Consider the following 20,970-nt stretch of genomic DNA (forward strand, 5'->3'; position numbering starts at 1 on the left):
AGTGTATGGCAGGTCAAACCCATAATAAATGGCCTTTGATGCTCTACCGAAACTAGCTAAACAAGACCAAAAAAGAATGTCAACTACACGGTGACTGACAATTACCTACAGCTGCCTCCTCCACCGGCTTTCGACCGTTGCCAGCTCGGCTGGGCCATAGATCGCCCGTTCGTGCTGCCCGTAATGAGCCCAGAGTTGGTCACCGGAGTCATAGTGCCACCACTCGCTGGGCAGGTTTGTGAATCCCGCCTCGTACATCACCGCGTAGAGCAGACGGCGGTTGTCGCGTACCTGCCGCTGAGTCTCCGACAGAGCTTCACGGTTCTCGAAGTAGGCAGTGTGCGAAGCCGGTACGGCCTCATCGAAGAGCGTGCCCATGTTGAGCGGTAACCCATCGGCATCGCTCAGCGTGACATCCACCGCCCCACCGGTCAGGTGGGGGCTGGGGGCCTCCGGTTCCCGGCTGGGGACCGAGACGAACTCCCGGGTGCGGGCCAGCAGCGCTTCCTGGTCGAGCTCCGGGTGGTGGGCGCGAATCGCCTCCTGGAGGGTGTCAAACAGGTACTGCTGCACTCGCCAGGGTCGCCAGCCGTCGAGGATGATCAGACCCATTCCCTCGGGCAGCGAACGCGCCACCCTGAGCAGACGGCGATACACCCCTTCCCGAACGTAGCATTCGTTCACCGCCCCCGGCACGCTCTGCTTTGCATACACGGGGAATACCTTGATCGGCGCCGGCGCGAGGCTTAGCGGCACCAGCGGCTCGTCGCTGCCCTGTATGGGGATCCGGCTCAGCACCGGCCAGTCCGGCTCGGGCCTCTCGACGATCGGGGTGGCAGTCAGCTGAGAAAGGGAATCCGTCATTGCACTATCCAAGCAGTGTGGGGAGCCAGAGCGTCAGCCCCGGGAACAGGATCAGGAGCAACAGCACCAGAACCGCCGTCAGTACGAATGGCCAGATGGTCCGAAACAGCGACACGATCTCCAGGCGGCTGACCGCAGCGGCAACGAACACGCAGGCACCCATGGGCGGGGTGATCAAGGCGATGGTGATGTTGAGGGTGATGATGATGCCCAAGTGCACCGGGTCGATCCCGGCCATCATCGCCACCGGGGAGAAGATCGGCGTCAGCAGCATCAGCGCCGAAACCTCCTCCATGAACATGCCGGTGACGAAGGTGATCAGGCTCAGCATCAGCAGGATCACCACCGGCTGTTCGATGTAGGGAGCCAGCAGCTCGACGAACTGGTTGGGCACCTGGGCGTAGGAGAGCAGCCAGCTGATGGTGGCCGAGGCCGCCATGATCAGGAAGATGGCCGAGGTGAGACGCGTGGTATCGACGATGGCCTTCCACAGGTCGGCCAGGCGTAGGTTGCCAAGTGCGGCACCACACAGCGCCACATACAGAGCGGTCAGGGCGCCGGACTCGGTCGGCGTGACGAACCCCAGCACGATACCCGCCACGATGATGAAAGGTGCCACTAATGCCGGGAGTGCCCCCACCGCAGTGACCAGCAGTTCCCGTGCGCTGGGCAGCCCGCCTCGCTTCTCCATCCCGACGCGCCAGGCATACCAGGCGTTCATGCCCATGAAGGCTACGCCCAGCAGTAGCCCAGGGATCACCCCCGCGAGGAAGAGGTCGCCCACCGAGGTGTTGGTCAGCGAGGCATAGAGAATCATGAAGATGCTCGGCGGAATGATCGGCCCGATCAGCGAGCTGCCGGCGGTGAGCCCGGCAGCGAAGGCCGTGGAGTAGCCTTCCTTGCGCATCGGGGGGACCAGCAGCGAGCCCAGCGCCGAGGTATCGGCGACCGCCGAGCCGTTGACCCCGGCGAAGAACACACTGGACACCACGTTGACGTGTCCCATGCCCCCGCGCAGATGGCCCACCAGCAGCTTGGCGAAGGCCATCAGGCGATCGGTGAGGCGAGTCACATTCATCAGGTTGCCGGCCAGGATGAACAGCGGGATGGCCATCAGCGAGAAAGCATTGATGCCGCCAAAGAACTGCTGGGGCAGCATGCGCGGAATCATGCTGGGGTCGACGAACAGAAAGCCAACCAGCGAGGTGGCCAGCAGGGACACGAACAACGGTAGGCCCAGCAGCACGTGCACCAGGAAGACAGCGAGCATGGTCAGGGTCATGACGCTTCCTCCGTCTCCGCCATCTCCGAGAGTTCCTTGAGGGGAGCCGGCCCGTACCAGAGCGCCTGCCAGGCCAGCAGCGCAAAGCCGATTGGCATCGCCATCATCGGCACCGTGCGGCTGATCCCCAGCCCCTGGCTGGTGAACATGGAGACCGACTGCGCATAGCGATAGCTGAAGATCGCCGCGGCAATGGCGATAGCGAGGGTAAGCAGCCATTGGTAGAGGTTGAGCAGGCGTCGCAGTGACACCGGCAGCAGCCGCTCGATCAGCGCCACTCGCATATGGCCACCCTCGACCCACACGGCTCCGGCGGCCAGCAGGACGCTGCCGATGATCAGGTAGCGGGCCAGCTCATCCGTCCAGATGGGCGCCCCGCCGGCGAGATAGCGCATGAAGACGCCATACAGGATGATGGCCAGGTCGATCAGCAGCAGTGTGCTGGCCACGGACAAAGACACACGGCGGCTGGCCCCCAGCACGCGAGCGTTCAGGGATGACATGAAGGATTCCGGAGTTGTCGCGGTATGAGAATCTGGGCAGGCGCGGTGGCCTGCCCCGTGGGATGGTGATGATTACTCGGTCAGGTGGGTCATGCCGGCGTCTTCGAGTGCCATCTCGATGAAGCGCGGCTCTATGTCACGCTCGCCTAGCCACTCCAGGTAGGCAGGCTGGCCCAGCTCACGAAACTCATCCAACTCATCCTGAGACGGCCGGATGATTTCCATGCCCTGCTCTTCGAGGAAGGCGATACGCTCGTCCACCTGAGCCGCGTTGTGTTCACGTGCCATCTGGTTGGCCTCCTCGACGGCCTCCAGGAAGGCGCCACGCATCTCCTCATCCCATCCATCGATCATCGCGCCGTTGCCGACCAGGAATTGGTCCGAGTACTGGATATTGGCCAGGGTGAGGTAGTCCTGCACCTCATAGAGGCTGCCGAGGATGATGTACATAGGCGGGTTCATCTGGCCATCGGCAACCCCGGTGCGTAGCGCCATGTAGACCTCGGTCCACGGGATCGGGGTGCCGGAGGCGCCGAAGGCCTCGTAGAGGGCGACCTGGCTGGGGTCCATGGCGCGGAAGCGCAAACCCTCGAAGTCCTCGGGTGAAGAGATCGGGCGCTCATCGTTGGTGAAGGCCAGGAAACCGCCCTCCTCCACCACGGCGAGCAGCTCCAGGCCGGTACGCTCACGCAGCGCGTCTTCCACCGCCTGCCAGTACTGGCCCTCGTCGAAGAAGGTGCGCGCCGATTCGAAGTCGTCGAACAGGAAGGGAATCGCGCTGACGAAGATCTCTGGCACCACCGGCGACATGCCAGCAAAGGAGGCGATGTTGAGACTGGGGGTGTTCATTACCTGCTCCATGCGCTCCTGCTCTTCGCCCAGCTGGCTGTTGGCATAGAGCTTCAGCTCGATCTCACCCTCGGTCTTGTCCTCGACCAGTTGCTTCAGGTTGGTGGCGAAGACGTGCACGGCATTTTTCTCGGGATCCGGCGCGCCGTTATAGCCGATGTTGACGGTGGTGGCGGCCTGGGCATTGCCGGCAAAGGCAGCGGCGAGACAGGCCGTCAGAAGCGGTGCACCGGCTAAGGAACGACCAATACGAGAGGTGAGAGGCTTGCGAGTAGACAGGGTCATGCTGATCTCCATGGCTTGTTGTTGGTGAAGACCCGGCGACGCCGGTATATCAGCAGACTAGGCGTTGACGCGTTGACTATTCAAACCTGATTGCTTTGATATTTTATCAACACCTACTCTCAAGCAATCGCGGGGCATCAGAGTTGAAGAAACGCATCCCCCGACGAAGGTGGTCGAGGCAGGCACTGGCTGCCACGGTAAGCTCGCGCCCAGCCAGGCTCACGATCTGCGCACGGGCCTCGCTGAGGACCGGATAGGCCATCGGCAGAACGGCGATGTCACCCTGGCGGATCTCCTCGGCGACCGTCAGCTCGGGCATGAAGGTGATGCCGATCCCCGAGCGTACGAAGTTCTTGAGCACCGCCACGGAGTTGGTATGCAGGCGGGGGGTGATGGCCAGACGCTCCTGGTGTGCCACGGCGTCCACCATCTGGCGCATCCCGAAGGGGCTGTCCATCAGCCCGATGGGCCAGTCGCTGAGCTCCTGTAGCGTCACCGGCGCTTCTGTTGAGGTGAGCGGGTGGCCGGCGGGCACGATCAGATCGAGGGGCTGTCGTGTCTCGACATGGCATTCCAGCTGAGTGTCCACCGGCGGTGCATAGAGCAGGGCCAGGTCGACGTCACGCTGCTTAACCAGCGCCATGGCCTCGTTGACTCCCGCCATGATGACTTCCAGCTGGATGCCCGGGTAGGTGGTCATGAAGGTCTGCATCGGCGCCGAGATCAGGTCGGCGATAAACCCCTCCCCCACCGCGATACGGACCTGGCCACTCACCAGGCCTTGCAGCGCCGACAGTCGGGAGATCACCGCCGATTCGGCATCGTGCTGGGCGTGGAAGTGCTCCACCAGCAGGCGACCCGCCTCGGTAAGCCGAACACCACCCGCATGACGCTCCATCACCTGGGCATCGACAACCTCCTCCAATTGACGGATCTGGCGGCTGATAGCGGCCACATCGATGTTCAGATAGGTAGCGGCCTGACGCAGTGAGCCGCGCCGCATCACTTCGCTGAGATAAGCGAGCGCCCGAGAGTTCAACATGGTAGAGAAGCGCCTGTTCGATCGTGGGTGCCCTACACGATACCACCCTGCCCGAGGCCATACTCCACCACCTCAGCTCATTTAACTTTATGACCTGACATAAAGCGACTCCAAACCAAGAAAATTAGGTTAATGCCTACTGCGTGCTATCTGTTGCATTGAAGGGATAGCCATTAAGTAATAAGATATCAAGGTAAAGCATACTTTTCATACCGCCACCAGAAATGGTGGTCACGACAGACAGCAACGATTGGGCACAGCCCGGAGATCACTCCATGTCACTACTGAACACCTACATGCAGAAAGAACAGCAGCTCAAGCAGCTTCAGGAAGAGCTGGACAATCTGAAGAATGACGAGCGACTCAAGGCCGAGCTCGACTTCAAGAACCATCTTGAGACTCTGATGCGGGAGTTCGACAAGTCGGCTTCCGACGTCATCAAGCTGCTCGACCCGACGCCCACCACCAACAAGTCATCAAGCAGCACCAAGACCACGGGTCGCGCCAAACGGAAGCTCAAAATCTACAAGAACCCGAATACGGGTGAGGTAGTCGAAACTCGTGGCGGCAACCAGAAAACCCTAAAAGCCTGGAAAGAGCAGCACGGTGCCGACACCGTAGAGAGCTGGTTGGTAAGAACTGAAGATTGAGATACTCACTCCTGCCCACCGGATTCCCGGTGGGCAAGTCTGCTTTCGGCCAGAAGCAGACGTTCAGATAATTCTGATGTAACGCTTGAAGCATGGCGCCCTTTTGAATGGAGCCGCAGGCACAACGCAAAGGACGCAGCCGTGCCTGCACTGGCTAGGTACCTACCTTGTAACTAAATCGTCCCTACCACAAGCCTGAAGAAGTGAGTTGACACGTTTCAACCTCATGAACCTTTCTTTAGTTCGTGAGTTCATGCTCTTTTGATACTCGGCTTTTATTTCGTTATCTTCTATGGACCTATCTCTCAATTCAGTAAAGAACTGAACGAGTTGGCCGGAATAATTAGATACTGAGTCACCATCTTTGGCCAAGGTGAGCGCTAACCCCCATATACCATAAAGATGCGACACTCCTGTAATCCTATATTGCCCATAATCAATTCCGACATCAGCTATCTGTGAGGTTAAATCCTCGGCCCTACTTAGGGCATCATCAAAGTCTGAATCACAATAACGACGGTAAAGATCATCCAATATCTTTTGATTTGACCCTATGACATCATCCATGTAAACTGAAAAAAGACATTCGGCACAAAACTCTTTATCTTCCATCCGATTTCTATCAGTAACTACCAGTCGCGATTTCCAGAATGGCTTTTCCGAAAGCGCATCAACAGCTGCCGTTATGTTACTGCTATGAAACTGAGCGTTCCTAAGTTCTTGGCCCTTCAAAGGCTCACCATTCCGATTGAGACGGTCAAAAACCATCTCAATCAAGCCTTCATCTGAAGGATCGATATATTCAATAGGCAGGTCATACTTCCAGAATGAAGTTTTGTAGTTTTTCAAATCTTGCCTTTCCCCAAGATCCGAAAAAGCAACTCCACTTAAGATATCATCTTCATCTTCGCTGCCGTATTCATTTGAAGCTGAAATCTCTCCAGAAATGAACCGACTGATGGCAGTCAATCGTTGCTTACCATCAATCACATCAAAAGTAGTTTTCCCGGTATCTTCATCTATCTTCCGATGCAAAAAAACAGGCGGTATAGGGAAATTCCTCAACAGACTGTCGATAAAATAGCTTTGCTTTTCGTCACTCCAAACTGATCTCCTTTGATATGGAGGATCGTAATTAAATTTTGATAATTGATTCTGCTCATGGAACCCAGCAATTGATAATGTTGCTGTACGGCGGTCAAGCATTTTACTGGTCATTTGAACACCTTGCTAAGTGACCTAGGGTGAGAGTATGAGTGATATGATCGAAAGAGGCTGCAACAAACCGCATCAAACTGCTCATTTGGGTATGGATTCACAGAAACCACTTTAGCTTGCCTTGATATATTTGCAAGTAGATAGTCAACCTCCTTCCTATCCACGTGCCAGTAACTTAACCCATACAGTATAACTAAATCATTGTAATCAAGGCTAGCTGTTGCTTCAATTGCACTATCCCAAACCTCTCGTATCCACCGGTGCTTATATCTTTCCGACTCTCCAGCCGGCGGCAACATCCCAACCATCGGGTAATTTTCAGACAGCGCATCATACCTTACGCAAATATCATCTAGGCCACCTTCAGTAAACTGCGCCGAATAATTTATTTCAAAGGCTGAACTATCAACTGAAGTATGGCCGCAGAAAGTAATAGATCCGTGAGGTTTGTGCAAGGCAAGCTTTGACGCATGGTTTTCACCTATTTTAGGAATTGAAAACTCAACTTCCAATTCGTTCAAGCATCTCTCTAACATTGCATCATAGTTAAATGTAACAATATCAATAGAATCAACCTTAGCGCTTTCCTCAACATGCTTAATTAAACTTATGGCGGAAGATTGAACAGCTTTTTTAAAGTACCCCTTGTCCAACAAAATATTGTCGTAATAAACAAATAAGTATCGAAGGTAAGCCACAAGCTCTTTGTATGCGCGTATATAAATCCCATCATCTAGGGTGGCAGGATCAGCCATGCAACATGCGTTAACAGCAGTGATTATTTTCTCGATTACCTGATAAGACTCTTCTTTTGTTGAATTCGGCCTAGCACCCAGCGCCCATAAATTTGGACAATGCTCATAACTCAAGAAACCGGGCATTCCGTCAGCTGGCCATGGAACATCCGCACCACATCTGAAAAGGTTTAAAAGGTCAATCTCGCTCTCAGGAAAATCAGAGAGCATCGAGAGAGAGAGCCCGTTTCCTGCAACCAAAATCACCTTCATTTAAGCCTAACCTTGCGTGAAATCTTGCTTTTTAAGTTTTCTATCTCTGTATTACATGAAACGCTAGGATATGGGATGAACGTCCCAGCCGTATATCCCAGTAGGGCCGCTTTGGGTCGTGAGCTGACATACCACCGGAACCAGTAAAGTGGTTTTACAACAGCGAGTATGAGATTCCATTTCGCATTCCCTTGCTATGCCTAACCCTCAGTCAGGTTAGCAGCATCATGCTGAGCCTGCTCGCGACCTTCGTGGTGCATGGGCTTGGCAGGCCAGGCCGCCTGCTTGATACTGTATAAATATCAGGTATCAAAGGGAGCCCACCATGACGCACGCCAAACTCACCCCCGCGCACCCGGCACCTCCGCCCATGGCGCTGCCCCACCCACTGGCACTGACGCGGGCCGGGATCTCTGGCTTCCCGAGCCCGGCCCAGGACTACGAGGGGCGGACCCTGGACCTCAACGAGCGCCTGGTGAAGCGCCCTTCGGCCAGCTTCTTCATGACCGTCACCGGCGACAGCATGGACACCCTCGGCATCCACGACGGCGACCTGCTGCTGATCGACCGCTCCATCGAGCCCCGGCCAGGTCACATCCTGGTGGCGCTCGTAGAGGGCGAGATCACCGTGAAGCGCTACCAGCTGAAGGGTCGGCAGCCCTATCTCTGCTCGGCAAACCCGGCCTATCCGCCGATCCCGCTGGAAGACCTCGACTGCCAGGTATGGGGAGTGGTGCGTTCGGTCATCCACGAGTACCCGGTGTAGCCATGATCGGCCTGATCGACTGCAACAACTTCTACGTCAGCTGTGAGCGGGTCTTTCAGCCCCGGCTGGAGGAGCTACCGGTCGGCGTGCTATCGAACAACGATGGCTGTGTGATCGCCCGCTCCAACGAGCTCAAGGCGCTGGGGGTGGAGATGGGCACCCCGGCCTTCGAGCTGAAGGCGCTGCTGCAACAGGGGCGCATCCGTCTACTCTCGTCCAACTACGAGCTGTATGGCGACATGTCGGCCCGTGTTCAGTCGGTGCTGGAGGAGTTCTCTGCCGGGGTGGAGCCCTACTCGATCGACGAGATGTTCGTGCGCTTCGACGGCTTTGGCCATGACCAGCTGCTGGCCCACTGCCGGGAGCTTCACTGCAAAGTGCGGCGATTTACTGGCATTCCGGTGAGCGTTGGGGTGGCCCCCACACGGACCCTGGCCAAGCTGGCCAACCGGGCAGCCAAGAAGGTGCCGGCCTATCGGGGGGTATGCGTGCTATCGGTGGGCAGCACCGCGATGGAGAACCTGCTGCGGCATACCGAGCTGGGTGACATCTGGGGTGTGGGCCGCCGGCTGGTGGAGCGGCTGGCTCTGATGGGGATCCGCTCGGCCTGGGACCTCGCGCAGGCCGACCCCAAGGAGATTCGCCGGCGCTTCTCGGTGACCCTGGAGCGCACCGCTCTGGAGTTGCGTGGCATTCCCTGCATCGAGATGAATGACGCCGACGAGCCCCGCCAGCGCATCATGACCTCGCGCTCCTTCGGCAAGCTAACCGACAACCGGGCCGAGATCCACGAAGCACTGCGCCAGTTCGGCCAGCGCGGTGCCGAGAAGCTGCGTGGCCAGGATAGCCTGGCCCGTGCCGTCTACGTCTTCCTGAAGACCAACCGGCACCGCCCCGACCTGCCACAGTATTCGCCGGGAGCCGTGGTCGAGCTGACGCGGCCCACCGACGACAGCCGCGAGGTCCTGCACGCCGTCAGCCAGGCCTTCGCTGCCATCTATCGGCCCCACTACCGCTTCATGAAGGCAGGGGTGATGCTGATCGACCTGATCGACGCCAACCGTCAGCAGATGTCGCTGCTCGACACACATCAGAGTGCCGCGGAGCGGGAGCGCAGCGAGAAACTGATGGCGACCCTGGATGCCCTCAACCAGCGCATGGGGCGTGGCACCGTCAAGCTTGGGATGCCCAGCCCCAACGCGGCCTGGCACCTGCGCTGTGCCAATCGCTCGCCACGGTGGAGCACCCGCTGGCCGGAGCTGCCCAGCGCGAAGGCCAAGTAGCGAAGCGCCTCAGATCTCGACCGCGGCACCGCTAAACACCTCACCATAGCGGCCGATCAGTCCTCTGGGGCCGAGCATGCTCAGGCTGCGTATTCCGCGCCGTCGTGACCGCCCGTTCCAATTGTTCGTGACCGGCCATACCGTTTCATCGTGACCGATTTCAGCCTCTTTCCCAGAATCTGCGGTCACGTTCCCGGAATCTCACCTAGGAGACATCGCCACCGGCAGGACGAGCAGCAACCAGGATCCCCTTTTCCTGACCTGGGTCATTTCGTCGTGGCTGTAGGGCGCCTACCCTTCACTGGCACAACATATGGTGTATATGGATATATAATTCACCACATATAGTGACACGCACAATGAAGGGGTACTCCATGGGAAGCCTGCAGTCCGGCACCGTCAGCGTGGCATCGACGGTCAACGAATACCTGCAGCGTGCCGACTGGCGCGTCAATGCCAACGCCAACCAGGGCTTCTCCCTGGGCGGGCTGATCCTCAACGCCTCCGGCAAGTTGATCGCCAACTACTGGCTCGACGAGGTCTACCCCGCCGCGGTGGGTGAGGCCCATCGCGAGGGCGACCTGCACATCCACGACCTGGACATGCTCAGCGGCTACTGCGCTGGCTGGTCGCTGCGCACCCTGCTGGTCGAGGGCTTCAACGGGGTGCCGGGCCGGGCGGAGAGCGCCCCGCCCCGTCACCTCTCCAGCGCACTAGGGCAGATGGTCAACTTTCTCGGCACCCTGCAGAACGAGTGGGCCGGCGCCCAGGCATTCAGCTCCTTCGATACCTACCTGGCGCCCTTCGTGCGTCGCGACCGGCTCGACTATCCGGCGGTGAAGCAGGCGGTGCAGGAGTTCATCTACAACCTCAACGTGCCGTCACGCTGGGGCAGCCAGACGCCGTTCACCAACCTGACCTTCGACTGGACCTGTCCGGCGGACCTGCGCGACCAGGTCCCGGTCATCGGCGGCGAGGAACAGCCCTTCACCTACGGCGAGCTGCAGGCCGAGATGGACCTGCTCAACCGCGCCTACCTGGAGGTGATGGAGGCGGGGGATTGCCAGGGGCGGGTGTTCACCTTCCCTATCCCCACCTACAACATCACCCATGACTTCGACTGGGAGAGCGACAACGCCGAGCGGCTCTTCGCGCTGACCGCCAAGTATGGGCTGCCGTACTTCCAGAACTTCCTCAACTCGGACCTGGAACCCCACATGGTGCGCTCCATGTGTTGCCGGCTGCAGCTCGACCTCAGCGAGCTGCTCAAGCGCGGCAACGGCCTGTTCGGCAGCGCCGAGCAGACCGGTTCTCTGGGCGTGGTGACGATCAACTGCGCGCGCCTGGGGCATCGCTTCGCCGGCGACCAGGCGGGGCTCCACGCCGAGCTGGACCGGCTGCTCGAACTGGGTCGCGACAGCCTGGAGATCAAGCGCGACTGCATCCAGCGGTGGATGGACGACGGCCTCTATCCCTACAGCCGGCGTTACCTGGGGACCCTGCGCAACCACTTCTCCACGCTGGGCGTGAACGGGCTCAACGAAATGGTCCGCAACTTCTTCGAGGACCGGTTCGATATCGCCGACCCCGAGGGGCAGCAGCTCGCCCTGGAACTGCTTGAGCATGTCCGCGAGCGGATGCGGGCGTTCCAGGAGGCCACCGGCCACCTCTACAACCTGGAGGCGACCCCCGCCGAGGGAACCACCTACCGCTTCGCCAAGGAGGACCTCAAGCGCTTCCCCGGCATCCTCCAAGCCGGCACACCGCAGGCACCCTACTACACCAACTCCAGTCAGCTACCGGTGGGCCACACCGATGATCCCTTCGAGGCCCTCCTTCACCAGGACCCGCTGCAAACCCGCTATACCGGCGGAACCGTGCTGCACCTCTACATGCGCGAGAAGCTCTCCTCTGCCAGGGCCTGCAAGCAGCTGGTGCACACCGCGCTGTCCCGCTTCCGCCTGCCCTACCTGACCGTGACACCGACCTTCTCGATCTGCCCGGTGCACGGCTACCTGGCCGGCGAACACGAGTTCTGCCCGAAGTGCGACGAGGCACTTCTGGCACAGCACGCCTCAGTGACCGATGCCACGGCCTGAGGTACTTCTCCCTCGTCACACCCGACAACCATGAAAAAGGAGCATCTCATGCGCCATACCGTCGAGACCCTGCCCACCGAACAGCGCCAGCGCTGCGAGGTCTGGACCCGGGTAATGGGCTATCACCGCCCGGTCAGCCAGTTCAACCACGGCAAGCAGGCTGAGCACCGCGAGCGTCGGCACTTCAGCGAGTCGACCGCCCCCGCATAACGCCATCGCCACCCCTGGCGCCCCGTCTAGCCCGGGGCGCCTGCCTGGAAAGTACCAATGACTGATCCCGAACTAAGCCGGCCGCAGCTGCCCGTGGCTGGCCTGACCCCCATGACCACCCTGGATTACCCCGACCACCTGGCCAGCGTGATCTTCCTGCAGGGCTGTCCCCTGCGATGTGGCTACTGTCACAACCCGCAAATGCTCGAACCGAGAAGGGCCAAACCCGATGAGTGGGAGAAGATCGAGGCCTTCCTGGATACGCGCCGGGGCCTGCTCGAAGGAGTGGTGTTCAGCGGCGGCGAGCCCACATTGCACGCCGACTTGCCGCTGGCCGCCGCGCGGGTTCGCGCCCTGGGTTTCAAGGTCGGGCTGCATACCGCCGGCGTCTATCCCCGGCGCCTGTCGGCGATGCTGCCCTATCTCGACTGGGTGGGGCTGGACGTGAAGGGACCTGCCACGCAGTTCGACGCCATCGCCGGTCGAGCCGGCATGGGCGCCGCCCATCAGGAGAGCCTGGCCCAGCTGCTGGCGAGTGGCATCACATTCGAATGTCGCACCACGGTCCACTGGCGCGACCTCGATCTGGAAGACCTGGACGGCCTGGCATTGGACCTCGCCTCACAAGGCGTGGAGCACTATGCCATCCAGGTCGCACGCACGGGGCAGTGCCTTGACGAGACCTATGCCCGCCCAGTGACGCGGGCGCCCTCGACTGCCCATCTGCAGGCGCTCGTGGAGCGCCTGCAGCCCGCCTTCCGGCATCTGGAACTGCGTTTATGAAGTATTTGAGCCATGGATTCTTCTCGGCCAATGGTTCGTACCATGGACAATTACACCTAGGGGCTAAACACCTAGACTGAAAACACCTTGGCATCTGGCCCGAGTGGCGGGAGCCACTTCAGCTCATTGAAGATGCACCGCCTCGAAGCGGGCAAGTGCCTCGCCCTCTTCACCGACGAGCGTCAAGTTTTCGCCCTCAACCTGCCAGTTGGTGATGTCGCCGAGCGCATCGAGAAATTCTCGTTCGAGCTCCATCACTTCGCCAGGGCAGGCCATCATGGTGGTAGCAAGCTGACCGAAAGTTAACCGATCGCCGTCGCGTTCATAGTCACCCATCATGCGGTTGCAACCGGTGGAGCCTGCCAGGCGGGCGTCATCGGCATGCAGCACCAGATGAGCCTCGCGCGCCTCATCAATGGTCACCGCCTGGCGCTCACCCACCGTCACCAGCTTCCAGTAGGTATTCTCCAGGGGCTCATTGGCAGTATCACCACCCGAGGTCGCATCAAACCCGGCACACCCGGCAAGAGCCAGGGTGCCGACCAGCAGTGCCGCAAGCGAATACTTCTGTTTCATCGTGGTCACTCCATTGCCATTCATGAGGATTATCAGACCATCCCACGGCATAAGGTTCCGAGTCTTGTGATGAAATAGCGAGCCGCCGAATGTGCCCACCGCCTGCACACGATCATGCTTCATCGCTCCGCCTTGATCAGCGCCGGATCATCGTCTACCGGCTTGTTGACCCTCGGGCTTACCGGCCAGTGGGTCAGCCGATCGTGAGGAAGGTGGTGAACCAGGTGGCGGATCGTCTCGCGGTCGGTCAGGTCGGGATCGAGCCAGGGCTCCAGGCTCTGTTGATCCAGGATCAGTGGCATGTGCGGGTGGATTACCTTGGCAACGCCGCGGGCAGGCTCGGTGGGGATGGCGCAGCCGGACTTGCCGTCCGGGCGCTCGGTCCAGATTCCGGCGAACCACAGCGGCTCGCCGTCACCGCGGGTCAGGTAGTGGGGCTGCTTGCGACCGTCCACTGCCAGCCACTCGTACCAGCCGTCTGCCGGCACCAGGCAGCGGTGATGGGCGAAGGCACCGCGGAAGTAAGGTGAGGTGGCAACCTTCTCGACGGTGGCGTTGATGGGCTGCGGGGCCTTGTCATCCGCCCAGTGAGGCCGGTAGCCCCACCACAGCGCATCGAGGCTCAGCTGGCCGCTGTCGTCATGCGGGCGCACCGCCGAAATCCAGGTCCCGGCGCGACGTTGTACCGAGGCATCAGCGCAGCCTCGGCCAGCGGCAGCTTCAGCGAGCGCGCCAGGCTGGGGAAGTCGGAGTAGAGGGCGAAGCGACCGCACATAATCACACCTCTTTCAGCAGAAGGCTCGCGATGATCTGCGATTTAGAATGTCGTGTAGTTCGCTTCAGTTTAAGCAATGCGGCTTCTGCGTCCATGGGCAACTCGAGAAGCCTTGCCCTTAGCGGGTAGGCTCCCTGTTCTCGCGGGCGCTCTACAAATGTAGCTAAAGCGACGCCAAGAGACCCGCTTTAGCATGTGATAAAGCGGGATTTTTTTACTTCCTGATCATCAGGATATAAACACCCGCTAAAAATCTAACTCGAAAACAACAAATTCAAGCCATTATAATAGCAAGGGCTTACTGTGAGAAAAAAGCTATTCCTTGGCTGGCGCGAACCATTCCACGATTACAGCGACACAGGATTCTCTACTGTCATCGAGAGAAGCATGGCAGAAAGCGTCTTACCGTGGCCATCAAGATTCAGGGAACCATTCACCCCTCCTTGAAGGACATCATCTAGAACAAAATTAACTCCGAAAAGCTTCGGCAACGGGTAACGCCTAACATTGGTAACACCCCGATGAGAAAAAATCTCTGAGACACGCTTTTCAGTCAGTTGCCCTAAAAGCCAGTTGTAATGATCTTCTCGATAAACAAAGACAGCAAGGTTAAGGCGATTCCCTTTATCACCAGCCCGGGCATGGGCAAAATCATGGAGAGTAAGCCGTTGACTATGCATGATCACCGCTCCCATGGTTAATGCTGACTCTCGGCTTCACCTGCTCACGCCGAACAAGATAAGAAGCAGTTTTGAGACGACGTGTATGATGGCGTCGCACACCGCCGCCTCCAGCTGGGCCGCAGCAATACAAAGCGAGCAACTCCTGCGTCGCCAGTTCGACAACATGACGCTGCCGGTGCTCCACAGCGAGACGCAGACGAATATCTTCCGATAGGCTTTCTGGAATGTCGCGCCATGAGGCTGAATCACCATCGAACACGCTAGATATACCGATCAGGTCGAAGCGTGACTTCATATCAGCTGGGCAGCGATTTTCCAGGCGCTGACGTAGCGTATCTCTTGCCAGCTTGGCTCTCGCCAGTGCATTTGGTCCCGCATATGAAATTTCAGCTTCCCCTTGGTAACCCTCAAGGAAGCTAATGGTGGTCTTTAGCCTCTCCGGCGCCGGCCTTCCCCGCACACCCTTTACCGATACGCGGTCACGGCCTACTTGGCGAACCTCAACACCAGTAAGGTCTAGGACCACATCTGGAGTCACGTAGGCGCTTGGATCGTGAATCTCATAGAGAAGCTGCTCTTTGACAGTCTGCTCGGTAACCAACCCACCTGTCCCTGGCGGTTTCGTCACGACCAAGCTCCCATCGCGTTCCACCTCAACGATGGGGTACCCAAGGCTTGCCATGCCTGGAACATCCTTTGCGCCGGGATCAGCAAAATAACCACCTGTTACCTGAGCACCACACTCAATCAGGTGTCCCGCTAGAGTTCCAGCGGCTATTCGGTCCCAGTCGTCATAAGACCAGCCATGATGGTGGCGCAGCGGTGCCAACGCCAAGGCAGGATCGGCAACACGCCCAGTAATTACCACCTGAGCTCTCTGGGATAGGGCATCCACCAGCGCATCAGCACCGAGATAAACATTTGCAGCTATCACATCATTTGGCTCTGGCAGCTCGCGGCGTTCACCTTCCCAGGGCTGCCAGTCGAGTGCATGCATCTCCTCGCGGACATCATCCCCCTGAATCACTGCGACGCGGGCATCATGAACGCCCGCACGTAAAGCCAGACCTGCTACACGGCGACGAGCCGCTTCGGGGTTCGCTGCACCGAAATTTCCCAGCACGGTGACATCATTGCGAAGGCAGTCACCGAGCACCGGTGAAAGGAATGCCTCCAGTAACGGTTCGTCTCCTCCATCAGGATCTTGAAGGCGAGCCAGTTGTGCCGCCGCCAGGGTTCGCTCTCCGAGTGTTTCAAACATCAGGGCCCGCGGTGCGTCATATCTGAGAAGCGCATCAACCAACGGCACTGCGGCATCGGTACGGTCACCTGAGAATCCCGCTCCACAACCCACGACAACTGTCATGTCCTATCCCCCGACGACGGCAAACCAAGGAAGGCTCGGGCCTGGCGGGGATCCATGAGTGTGCGACCGCTGGCTTGGATTCGCTCTCGCGCCTGTCGCACTAACTCGGCGTTATCCCTCACGGCACTGCCATCAGGCCGCCAAAGGTTGTTCTCGAATCCCACACGAGCATGTCCCCCATGCCGTGCCGCCAATCCCATGCACTCAGCTTCTGTTGGCCCGAAGGCGCAGACGGCCCAGCGGTCCCCCGGCGTTAAATTCTCGAGAAAGTCAGGGAGGCGGGCAGGATCTGCCACAGGTGGTGTCTCGTATCGCCCCAATACAAATAGCAAAAAGGCGCTTCCGGGTGGCAGCACCCCTGCTTCACGCAGCTGGTTGAAGTAAACCAGGTCTTCAGGGGAGTAGAGAATATATTGAACGCTGCTACCGCCTGTCTGGAGGTCACGGCATAGTTCTCCGCTAGCATCGACCTCCTCCCGGTCACCAAACAATTCACGTATCGCCACCGAGACTGCTTCAGGTCGTAGCTCTGACAGCAGGTTCCTCTGCGCCTCAGGGTCATATCGCCCTCCTGCCTCGCTGGTCACCTGCAGCACCATCTCGTCACCGACAGCTGTTCGCACGGCGCTCAACGCTTCTCGGTAAGCTCCCGCATCCAGGAGGTGGCGTCCATCGGGCTCTCTGACATGCAAGTGCATCATTGCTGCACCAGCATCTCGGCAGGCCACTGCGTCCGCGGCCAACGCCTCTGGTGTCAGTGGGATAGCGGGGTGGTCAGCATGAGTACGTCGCGCGCCGTTTGGGGCAACCATCAACAGGCAAGGGGTCGTCATGACTGCACCTCCACATGCTCATCCGCCGGATCGATGGCCTGTTGCAGTGTCACCAGGCGAGCATCTCGTTGGGCAAAAAGCTCAGCCAGTGTTTGGCCATGCGTAGCTTGCTCGACACCGGCCACTACGCTGGCTTTGAGGTTTTCATCCATCACTGGGGTGCCAAGACTCGACCAGCGGTACTGCTGGCTCGGCCCTAGATGCTCGAGATAGTGGCGAATCCCCCCCTTGCCACCACCCAAGTGGTAGGTCAGGAAAGGTCCCTGGATAGCCCAGCGCATCCCTGGCCCCGCTGTTACTGCCCTGTCGATGTCTTCTACACTAGCGACTCCCTCCTGAAGCAGGTAGAGAGCCTCACGCCACAGCGCAGATGAAAGCCGGTTGGCAATATGCCCCACCATTTCCTTTCGCATCACCACAGGCTGCTTGCCGATACTGCGGTAGAACGCAGCGAGCCTGTCCACCACCTCCGTGTCAGTACCGTAGAGCTCAACGAGAGGCACCAGGTGAGGCGGATTGAACGGGTGAGCGATTGCAATTCGCGAAGGCTCAGGGGCATCCAGCGCGATATCGGAGTGTTGGAGCGAAGACGTACTGCTGACGATCAGCGCAGCTTCTGGTGCCAGCCGTTGCATATCAGCAAGCAAGCCTCGCTTCAGTTCTATCGACTCCGGAGCGTTCTCTACCACTAGATCCGCCAACTCGACTGCTTCGGCCAGTGAGTGGCATACCTTGGGATGGCATGGAGAAGCGCCCAACGTGACCATATCGGCAGCCACGAGGTCTTCGAAAGTAGCCCTGGCCGAATCATCTGGGTCGAAGGCCCTGACCTCCAACCCCCGGGACAGGAAGTAGGCGGCCCAACTGACGCCGATGGTTCCGCAACCTATGATCGCAATGTGAGTCATCGATGCAGCGTGATTATTCATGATGATGCTCCCTGCAGCTGGTTACGACGTGCCACGTTCCAAGCCCAGCCATACAGGGCAAACAGGCCGATGACGCCAACGAGACCAGGTGCAGCACCCGGCAACACGGCTAATACTCCGACGGTCGACAGTATTGCGGCATCCAGCAAGCGTCGCCCCGTCAAGCGTGCGCCTCCCAACACTCCGGCAAATGCAAGGACGAAAGCCAGGGCACGAAGCGCCGCCACGGTGATGTCCCACGCATCCCCCATACCAATCAACGCGGGGTAGGCCAGAATCAGGAATGGAATGATGTAGGTAGTCGCTCCAAGTCGAACGGCATGACCCGCCACCTGCAACCAGCCCGCCTGCGCTATGCCAGCAGCAACGAATACCGCAATACACACAGGGGGCGTGATCACCGAGATCGTAGCGAAGTAGAAAACAAAGAGGTGGGCGACCAGCGGCTCAACCCCCATGCGAGTCAGCGCAGGGGCAAGAACAGCAGCCACCAGCACGTAAGCCGCTGTGGTGGGAATCCCCATGCCCATGATGAGACAGATGCCAGCAACGATCAGGGCTACCAGGAAAAGCTGCTCACCAGCGAAGCTCACCACCAGGGTCGATAACGTCACACCGATCCCCGTCATATTGAGCATGGCGACAAGGATCTGCGCTCCCGCCAATAGAACACCGATGATTACCATGCCCTTGCCGGCATCTTCCAACCCGGTCATAAGCATGCGCACCATCTTTCGGGGTGGCATACGGTCAAGCACCCCGAAGGTCACATAGGACACCAGCAGTAGCGCAATACCCAGAAACGCCGAGTACTGGATCGAATAGCCCTGGAGTACCCCACCGAACAGGCCCCCGAGGGCCGCCAAAATCGGGATAATACGCTTGAACTGCAAAACGTCTGGCCAGCGCGGCAAGTCGGCCTCCGGCACCAGTGGCAGAGAGCGCCGCACTGCTACCAGATGAATGGTGAAAAACACCGCTATGTAGAAGAGCACCGCAGGCAACAGCGCAGCCAGGGCGATGGTGACGTAACTGATACCCAGGATCTCGGCCATGATAAAAGCAGCAGCCCCCAGTATGGGTGGCGCAATCTGACCGCCTGTCGATGCTACGGACTCGACTCCACCGGCGAAGGCCGCGGGGTACTTCAATCGCTTCATCATGGGAATGGTAAAGTTGCCCGTCGTCGCGACGTTGGCGACAGCACTTCCACTGACCATGGCAAATAAACTGGAAGCGACGGTGGCAATCTTGGCCGCGCCTCCTTGGCTTCGGCCGCCGATACGCATGGAGAGGTCAATGAACGTCTGACCGCCCCCCGTATGCAACAGTAATGAACCGAATAGGACAAACGCCGCAATCGTAGTCGCCGCCACGCCCAGCAGCATGCCCCAAACGCCCAGGTCGCCAAGGAAGATCGTTTCGGTAACAAAGGCTGTATCAAAGCCTCGGTGGCTCAACGGTCCGGAGAGGTGGTTACCAAAAAGCGCATAGGCAATACCAAGGGCGACGAGCGCTGGAAAGATCCAGCCAATGGCACGCCGCGCAACTTCAAGGATGCTCACTACCAAGATACCCGCCAGCAGCATGTCCTGAGTGGTGGCCCAGGGCAGTGTCGTCAGGATCTCCTCCGACTTCACGGTGACGTAGAGACAGGCCGTAATGGCACCGGCGGCTAGCAACAAATCAATGACTATACCCACTGGGCGCCAGGACTTGCCCGCACCCAGGGGGAAACTGAGAAGGCCCAGCCCGATCACCAGCGCAAGGAAGACGCTTCGATGTACCAGGCTATCGAATGGCCCTGTTGCCGAGGTGTAAAAGATGAAGCCCCCAAGCACCAGGGCGACCAGCATCAGGCATGTATTACGCATGGGACCGGGCTCCTGGGATTATTCCACTGGCTTCAGGTGGTCAGGAATCTCATAGCCCTGCTCTTCGAAGTAGCGAGCCGCTCCAGGGTGGAAAGGCACGGTGCCACTTTCGAGGGTGAGCTCTGCCAGGTCCACATCCGCCAGGTTGGCCAGTGCGCTGACCTGCGGATCCGGATTCTCCATCACCGCCTTGACGATCTCATAGGCCGTATCTTCATCGAGATCCGGCGAAGAGTGCATGGCGAGGCCAAAGCTCCAAGTGGTATAGGCCGGGATGCCATCAGCTGCGCCTTCCGGAATATCGACTACCGAGATGTCAGGCATCTCTTCGCGAAGTGTGTTTGCCTGTTCATCAGTCAGTGACAGCACTTCAATCGGCGTGAAGGTGGCGATATCCAGCGATGAACCGTCGAGCTTGTTGCCTACGCCAGACTTGACGTAGCCCGCCATTCGATTGTCTTTGACCCCAGCTACCACGTCAGTAGTGGAACCACGAACATACTCCGGGGAAATTCCCAAGGTCTCCATCACCGCCAACGTGGTCGCCTCAGTGGCTGAGCCAGTGATGCCCGGATTCAGCTTTACACCTTCCAGGTCGGCCATCGACGAGACCTCAGCATCCTGGCGCATCACCACATTCTGGGGAGCGGCGGAGTACACCCATAGCAGCCGATTATCAACGGGACGATCAGCGAACTCACCTTCACCAGCGTAGGCGTGGTAGCCGACATTGGTGGTGACTAGCCCCATATCGACCTGATCGCGCAGGATTCGGCGTAGGTTATCGACGGTGGCTCCAGTTTCGACGACTGACGACCGGACGCCGTCGACTTCCTGATTGATGATCTGACCGACGGCCACGAAGTAGCCGTACTGACTGGAAGAGGTAGAAGTGGAGCCGATAAGCAGCTGTTCTTCGGCATGGGCAGCACCGGCCATCAGCCCGGCACTAAGCATGGCAGCTAGCAGTGGTGTCTTGTATGACGACATGGCGTTGCTCTCTCTGGTGTTGTCTGTTGTTAGCGTCCAGAAGACGAATGTCTTGCGACACCTTGAGCATGGGAAAGGATGCTGGTATATGTCTAATATAATT

At 58.8% G+C, this 20,970-nt stretch carries 21 protein-coding genes; 6 read left to right on the top strand and 15 right to left on the bottom strand.

The window, feature by feature from the left end; genetic code table 11:
- Positions 1–105: 105 nt before the first annotated feature.
- The 5 genes from GRB96_RS08765 to GRB96_RS08785 form a co-directional block, all read right to left on the bottom strand.
- Positions 106–864: a M15 family metallopeptidase gene (locus GRB96_RS08765; RefSeq protein WP_161431786.1), complete on the bottom strand. Its 759-nt coding sequence runs from the start codon at positions 862–864 to the stop codon at positions 106–108.
- A gap of 4 nt (positions 865–868) precedes the next feature.
- Positions 869–2,146 (bottom strand): TRAP transporter large permease, encoded by a 1,278-nt coding sequence (locus GRB96_RS08770; protein ID WP_161431787.1) that lies wholly within the window; start codon positions 2,144–2,146, stop codon positions 869–871.
- Positions 2,143–2,649 (bottom strand): TRAP transporter small permease, encoded by a 507-nt coding sequence (locus GRB96_RS08775; RefSeq protein WP_161431788.1) that lies wholly within the window; start codon positions 2,647–2,649, stop codon positions 2,143–2,145. Before GRB96_RS08775 ends, GRB96_RS08770 begins: the two co-directional genes overlap by 4 nt.
- A gap of 72 nt (positions 2,650–2,721) precedes the next feature.
- Entirely contained in the window at positions 2,722–3,783 is a 1,062-nt protein-coding gene (locus GRB96_RS08780) for a TRAP transporter substrate-binding protein (protein ID WP_161431789.1), read from the bottom strand.
- Between the two features lie 106 nt (positions 3,784–3,889).
- Positions 3,890–4,825 carry a LysR family transcriptional regulator gene (locus GRB96_RS08785; RefSeq protein WP_161431790.1) on the bottom strand — a complete coding sequence of 312 codons (936 nt, stop codon included), beginning with the start codon at positions 4,823–4,825 and terminating at the stop codon, positions 3,890–3,892.
- Between the two features lie 275 nt (positions 4,826–5,100).
- Here GRB96_RS08785 and GRB96_RS08790 point away from each other — a divergent pair, with 275 nt between their 5' ends.
- Entirely contained in the window at positions 5,101–5,475 is a 375-nt protein-coding gene (locus tag GRB96_RS08790; RefSeq protein ID WP_161431791.1) for a histone-like nucleoid-structuring protein, MvaT/MvaU family, read from the top strand.
- A gap of 162 nt (positions 5,476–5,637) precedes the next feature.
- On the opposite strand, the gene GRB96_RS08795 is transcribed toward GRB96_RS08790, so the two are convergent.
- Positions 5,638–6,693 (bottom strand): DUF262 domain-containing protein, encoded by a 1,056-nt coding sequence (locus GRB96_RS08795; protein ID WP_161431792.1) that lies wholly within the window; start codon positions 6,691–6,693, stop codon positions 5,638–5,640.
- Complete coding sequence (locus tag GRB96_RS08800) at positions 6,690–7,700, bottom strand: hypothetical protein (protein WP_161431793.1); 1,011 nt, start codon at positions 7,698–7,700, stop codon at positions 6,690–6,692. Before GRB96_RS08800 ends, GRB96_RS08795 begins: the two co-directional genes overlap by 4 nt.
- Before the next feature lie 325 nt (positions 7,701–8,025).
- On the opposite strand from GRB96_RS08800, the gene GRB96_RS08805 reads away from it, so the two are divergent.
- The 5 genes from GRB96_RS08805 to GRB96_RS08825 all read left to right on the top strand — a co-directional run bounded on the left by GRB96_RS08805 (position 8,026) and on the right by GRB96_RS08825 (position 12,841).
- Positions 8,026–8,466, top strand: a complete 441-nt coding sequence (locus GRB96_RS08805; protein ID WP_161431794.1) for a LexA family protein — start codon at positions 8,026–8,028, stop codon at positions 8,464–8,466.
- Between the two features lie 2 nt (positions 8,467–8,468).
- Positions 8,469–9,749, top strand: a complete 1,281-nt coding sequence (locus GRB96_RS08810; protein WP_161431795.1) for a Y-family DNA polymerase — start codon at positions 8,469–8,471, stop codon at positions 9,747–9,749.
- A gap of 374 nt (positions 9,750–10,123) precedes the next feature.
- The gene (locus GRB96_RS08815; protein WP_161431796.1) at positions 10,124–11,848 is read left to right on the top strand and encodes a ribonucleoside triphosphate reductase; all 1,725 of its coding nucleotides are present in this window, start codon (positions 10,124–10,126) and stop codon (positions 11,846–11,848) included.
- Between the two features lie 48 nt (positions 11,849–11,896).
- The gene (gene nrdD, locus GRB96_RS15870) at positions 11,897–12,058 is read left to right on the top strand and encodes an anaerobic ribonucleoside-triphosphate reductase (protein ID WP_161431797.1); all 162 of its coding nucleotides are present in this window, start codon (positions 11,897–11,899) and stop codon (positions 12,056–12,058) included.
- A 57-nt stretch (positions 12,059–12,115) separates the two neighbouring features.
- Positions 12,116–12,841, top strand: a complete 726-nt coding sequence (locus GRB96_RS08825) for an anaerobic ribonucleoside-triphosphate reductase activating protein (RefSeq protein ID WP_161431798.1) — start codon at positions 12,116–12,118, stop codon at positions 12,839–12,841.
- A 123-nt stretch (positions 12,842–12,964) separates the two neighbouring features.
- On the opposite strand, the gene GRB96_RS08830 is transcribed toward GRB96_RS08825, so the two are convergent.
- From GRB96_RS08830 to GRB96_RS08865, 8 genes are all read right to left on the bottom strand, one after another.
- Entirely contained in the window at positions 12,965–13,540 is a 576-nt protein-coding gene (locus GRB96_RS08830) for an META domain-containing protein (protein WP_161431799.1), read from the bottom strand.
- On the bottom strand, positions 13,537–14,070 hold the full coding sequence (locus GRB96_RS08835) for an SOS response-associated peptidase (protein WP_338074020.1): 534 nt from the start codon (positions 14,068–14,070) through the stop codon (positions 13,537–13,539). Before GRB96_RS08835 ends, GRB96_RS08830 begins: the two co-directional genes overlap by 4 nt.
- Before the next feature lie 469 nt (positions 14,071–14,539).
- The gene (locus GRB96_RS08840; protein ID WP_161431800.1) at positions 14,540–14,872 is read right to left on the bottom strand and encodes an AtuA-related protein; all 333 of its coding nucleotides are present in this window, start codon (positions 14,870–14,872) and stop codon (positions 14,540–14,542) included.
- Positions 14,865–16,241 carry an acyclic terpene utilization AtuA family protein gene (locus GRB96_RS08845; RefSeq protein ID WP_161431801.1) on the bottom strand — a complete coding sequence of 459 codons (1,377 nt, stop codon included), beginning with the start codon at positions 16,239–16,241 and terminating at the stop codon, positions 14,865–14,867. The genes GRB96_RS08840 and GRB96_RS08845 overlap by 8 nt, the downstream gene beginning before the upstream one ends.
- Positions 16,238–17,074, bottom strand: coding sequence for a beta-keto acid cleavage family enzyme (locus GRB96_RS15830; protein WP_161431802.1), 837 nt, complete (start codon positions 17,072–17,074; stop codon positions 16,238–16,240). Before GRB96_RS15830 ends, GRB96_RS08845 begins: the two co-directional genes overlap by 4 nt.
- Positions 17,071–18,003 carry a 3-hydroxyacyl-CoA dehydrogenase NAD-binding domain-containing protein gene (locus GRB96_RS08855; RefSeq protein ID WP_205743512.1) on the bottom strand — a complete coding sequence of 311 codons (933 nt, stop codon included), beginning with the start codon at positions 18,001–18,003 and terminating at the stop codon, positions 17,071–17,073. The genes GRB96_RS15830 and GRB96_RS08855 overlap by 4 nt, the downstream gene beginning before the upstream one ends.
- The gene (locus GRB96_RS08860) at positions 18,000–19,877 is read right to left on the bottom strand and encodes a TRAP transporter permease (protein WP_161431803.1); all 1,878 of its coding nucleotides are present in this window, start codon (positions 19,875–19,877) and stop codon (positions 18,000–18,002) included. The genes GRB96_RS08855 and GRB96_RS08860 overlap by 4 nt, the downstream gene beginning before the upstream one ends.
- An 18-nt stretch (positions 19,878–19,895) precedes the next feature.
- Positions 19,896–20,867 (bottom strand): TAXI family TRAP transporter solute-binding subunit, encoded by a 972-nt coding sequence (locus tag GRB96_RS08865; protein WP_161431804.1) that lies wholly within the window; start codon positions 20,865–20,867, stop codon positions 19,896–19,898.
- Positions 20,868–20,970: the final 103 nt, after the last annotated feature.

The organism is Halomonas alimentaria (genome assembly GCF_009902005.1).
Taxonomy (GTDB): domain Bacteria; phylum Pseudomonadota; class Gammaproteobacteria; order Pseudomonadales; family Halomonadaceae; genus Halomonas; species Halomonas alimentaria.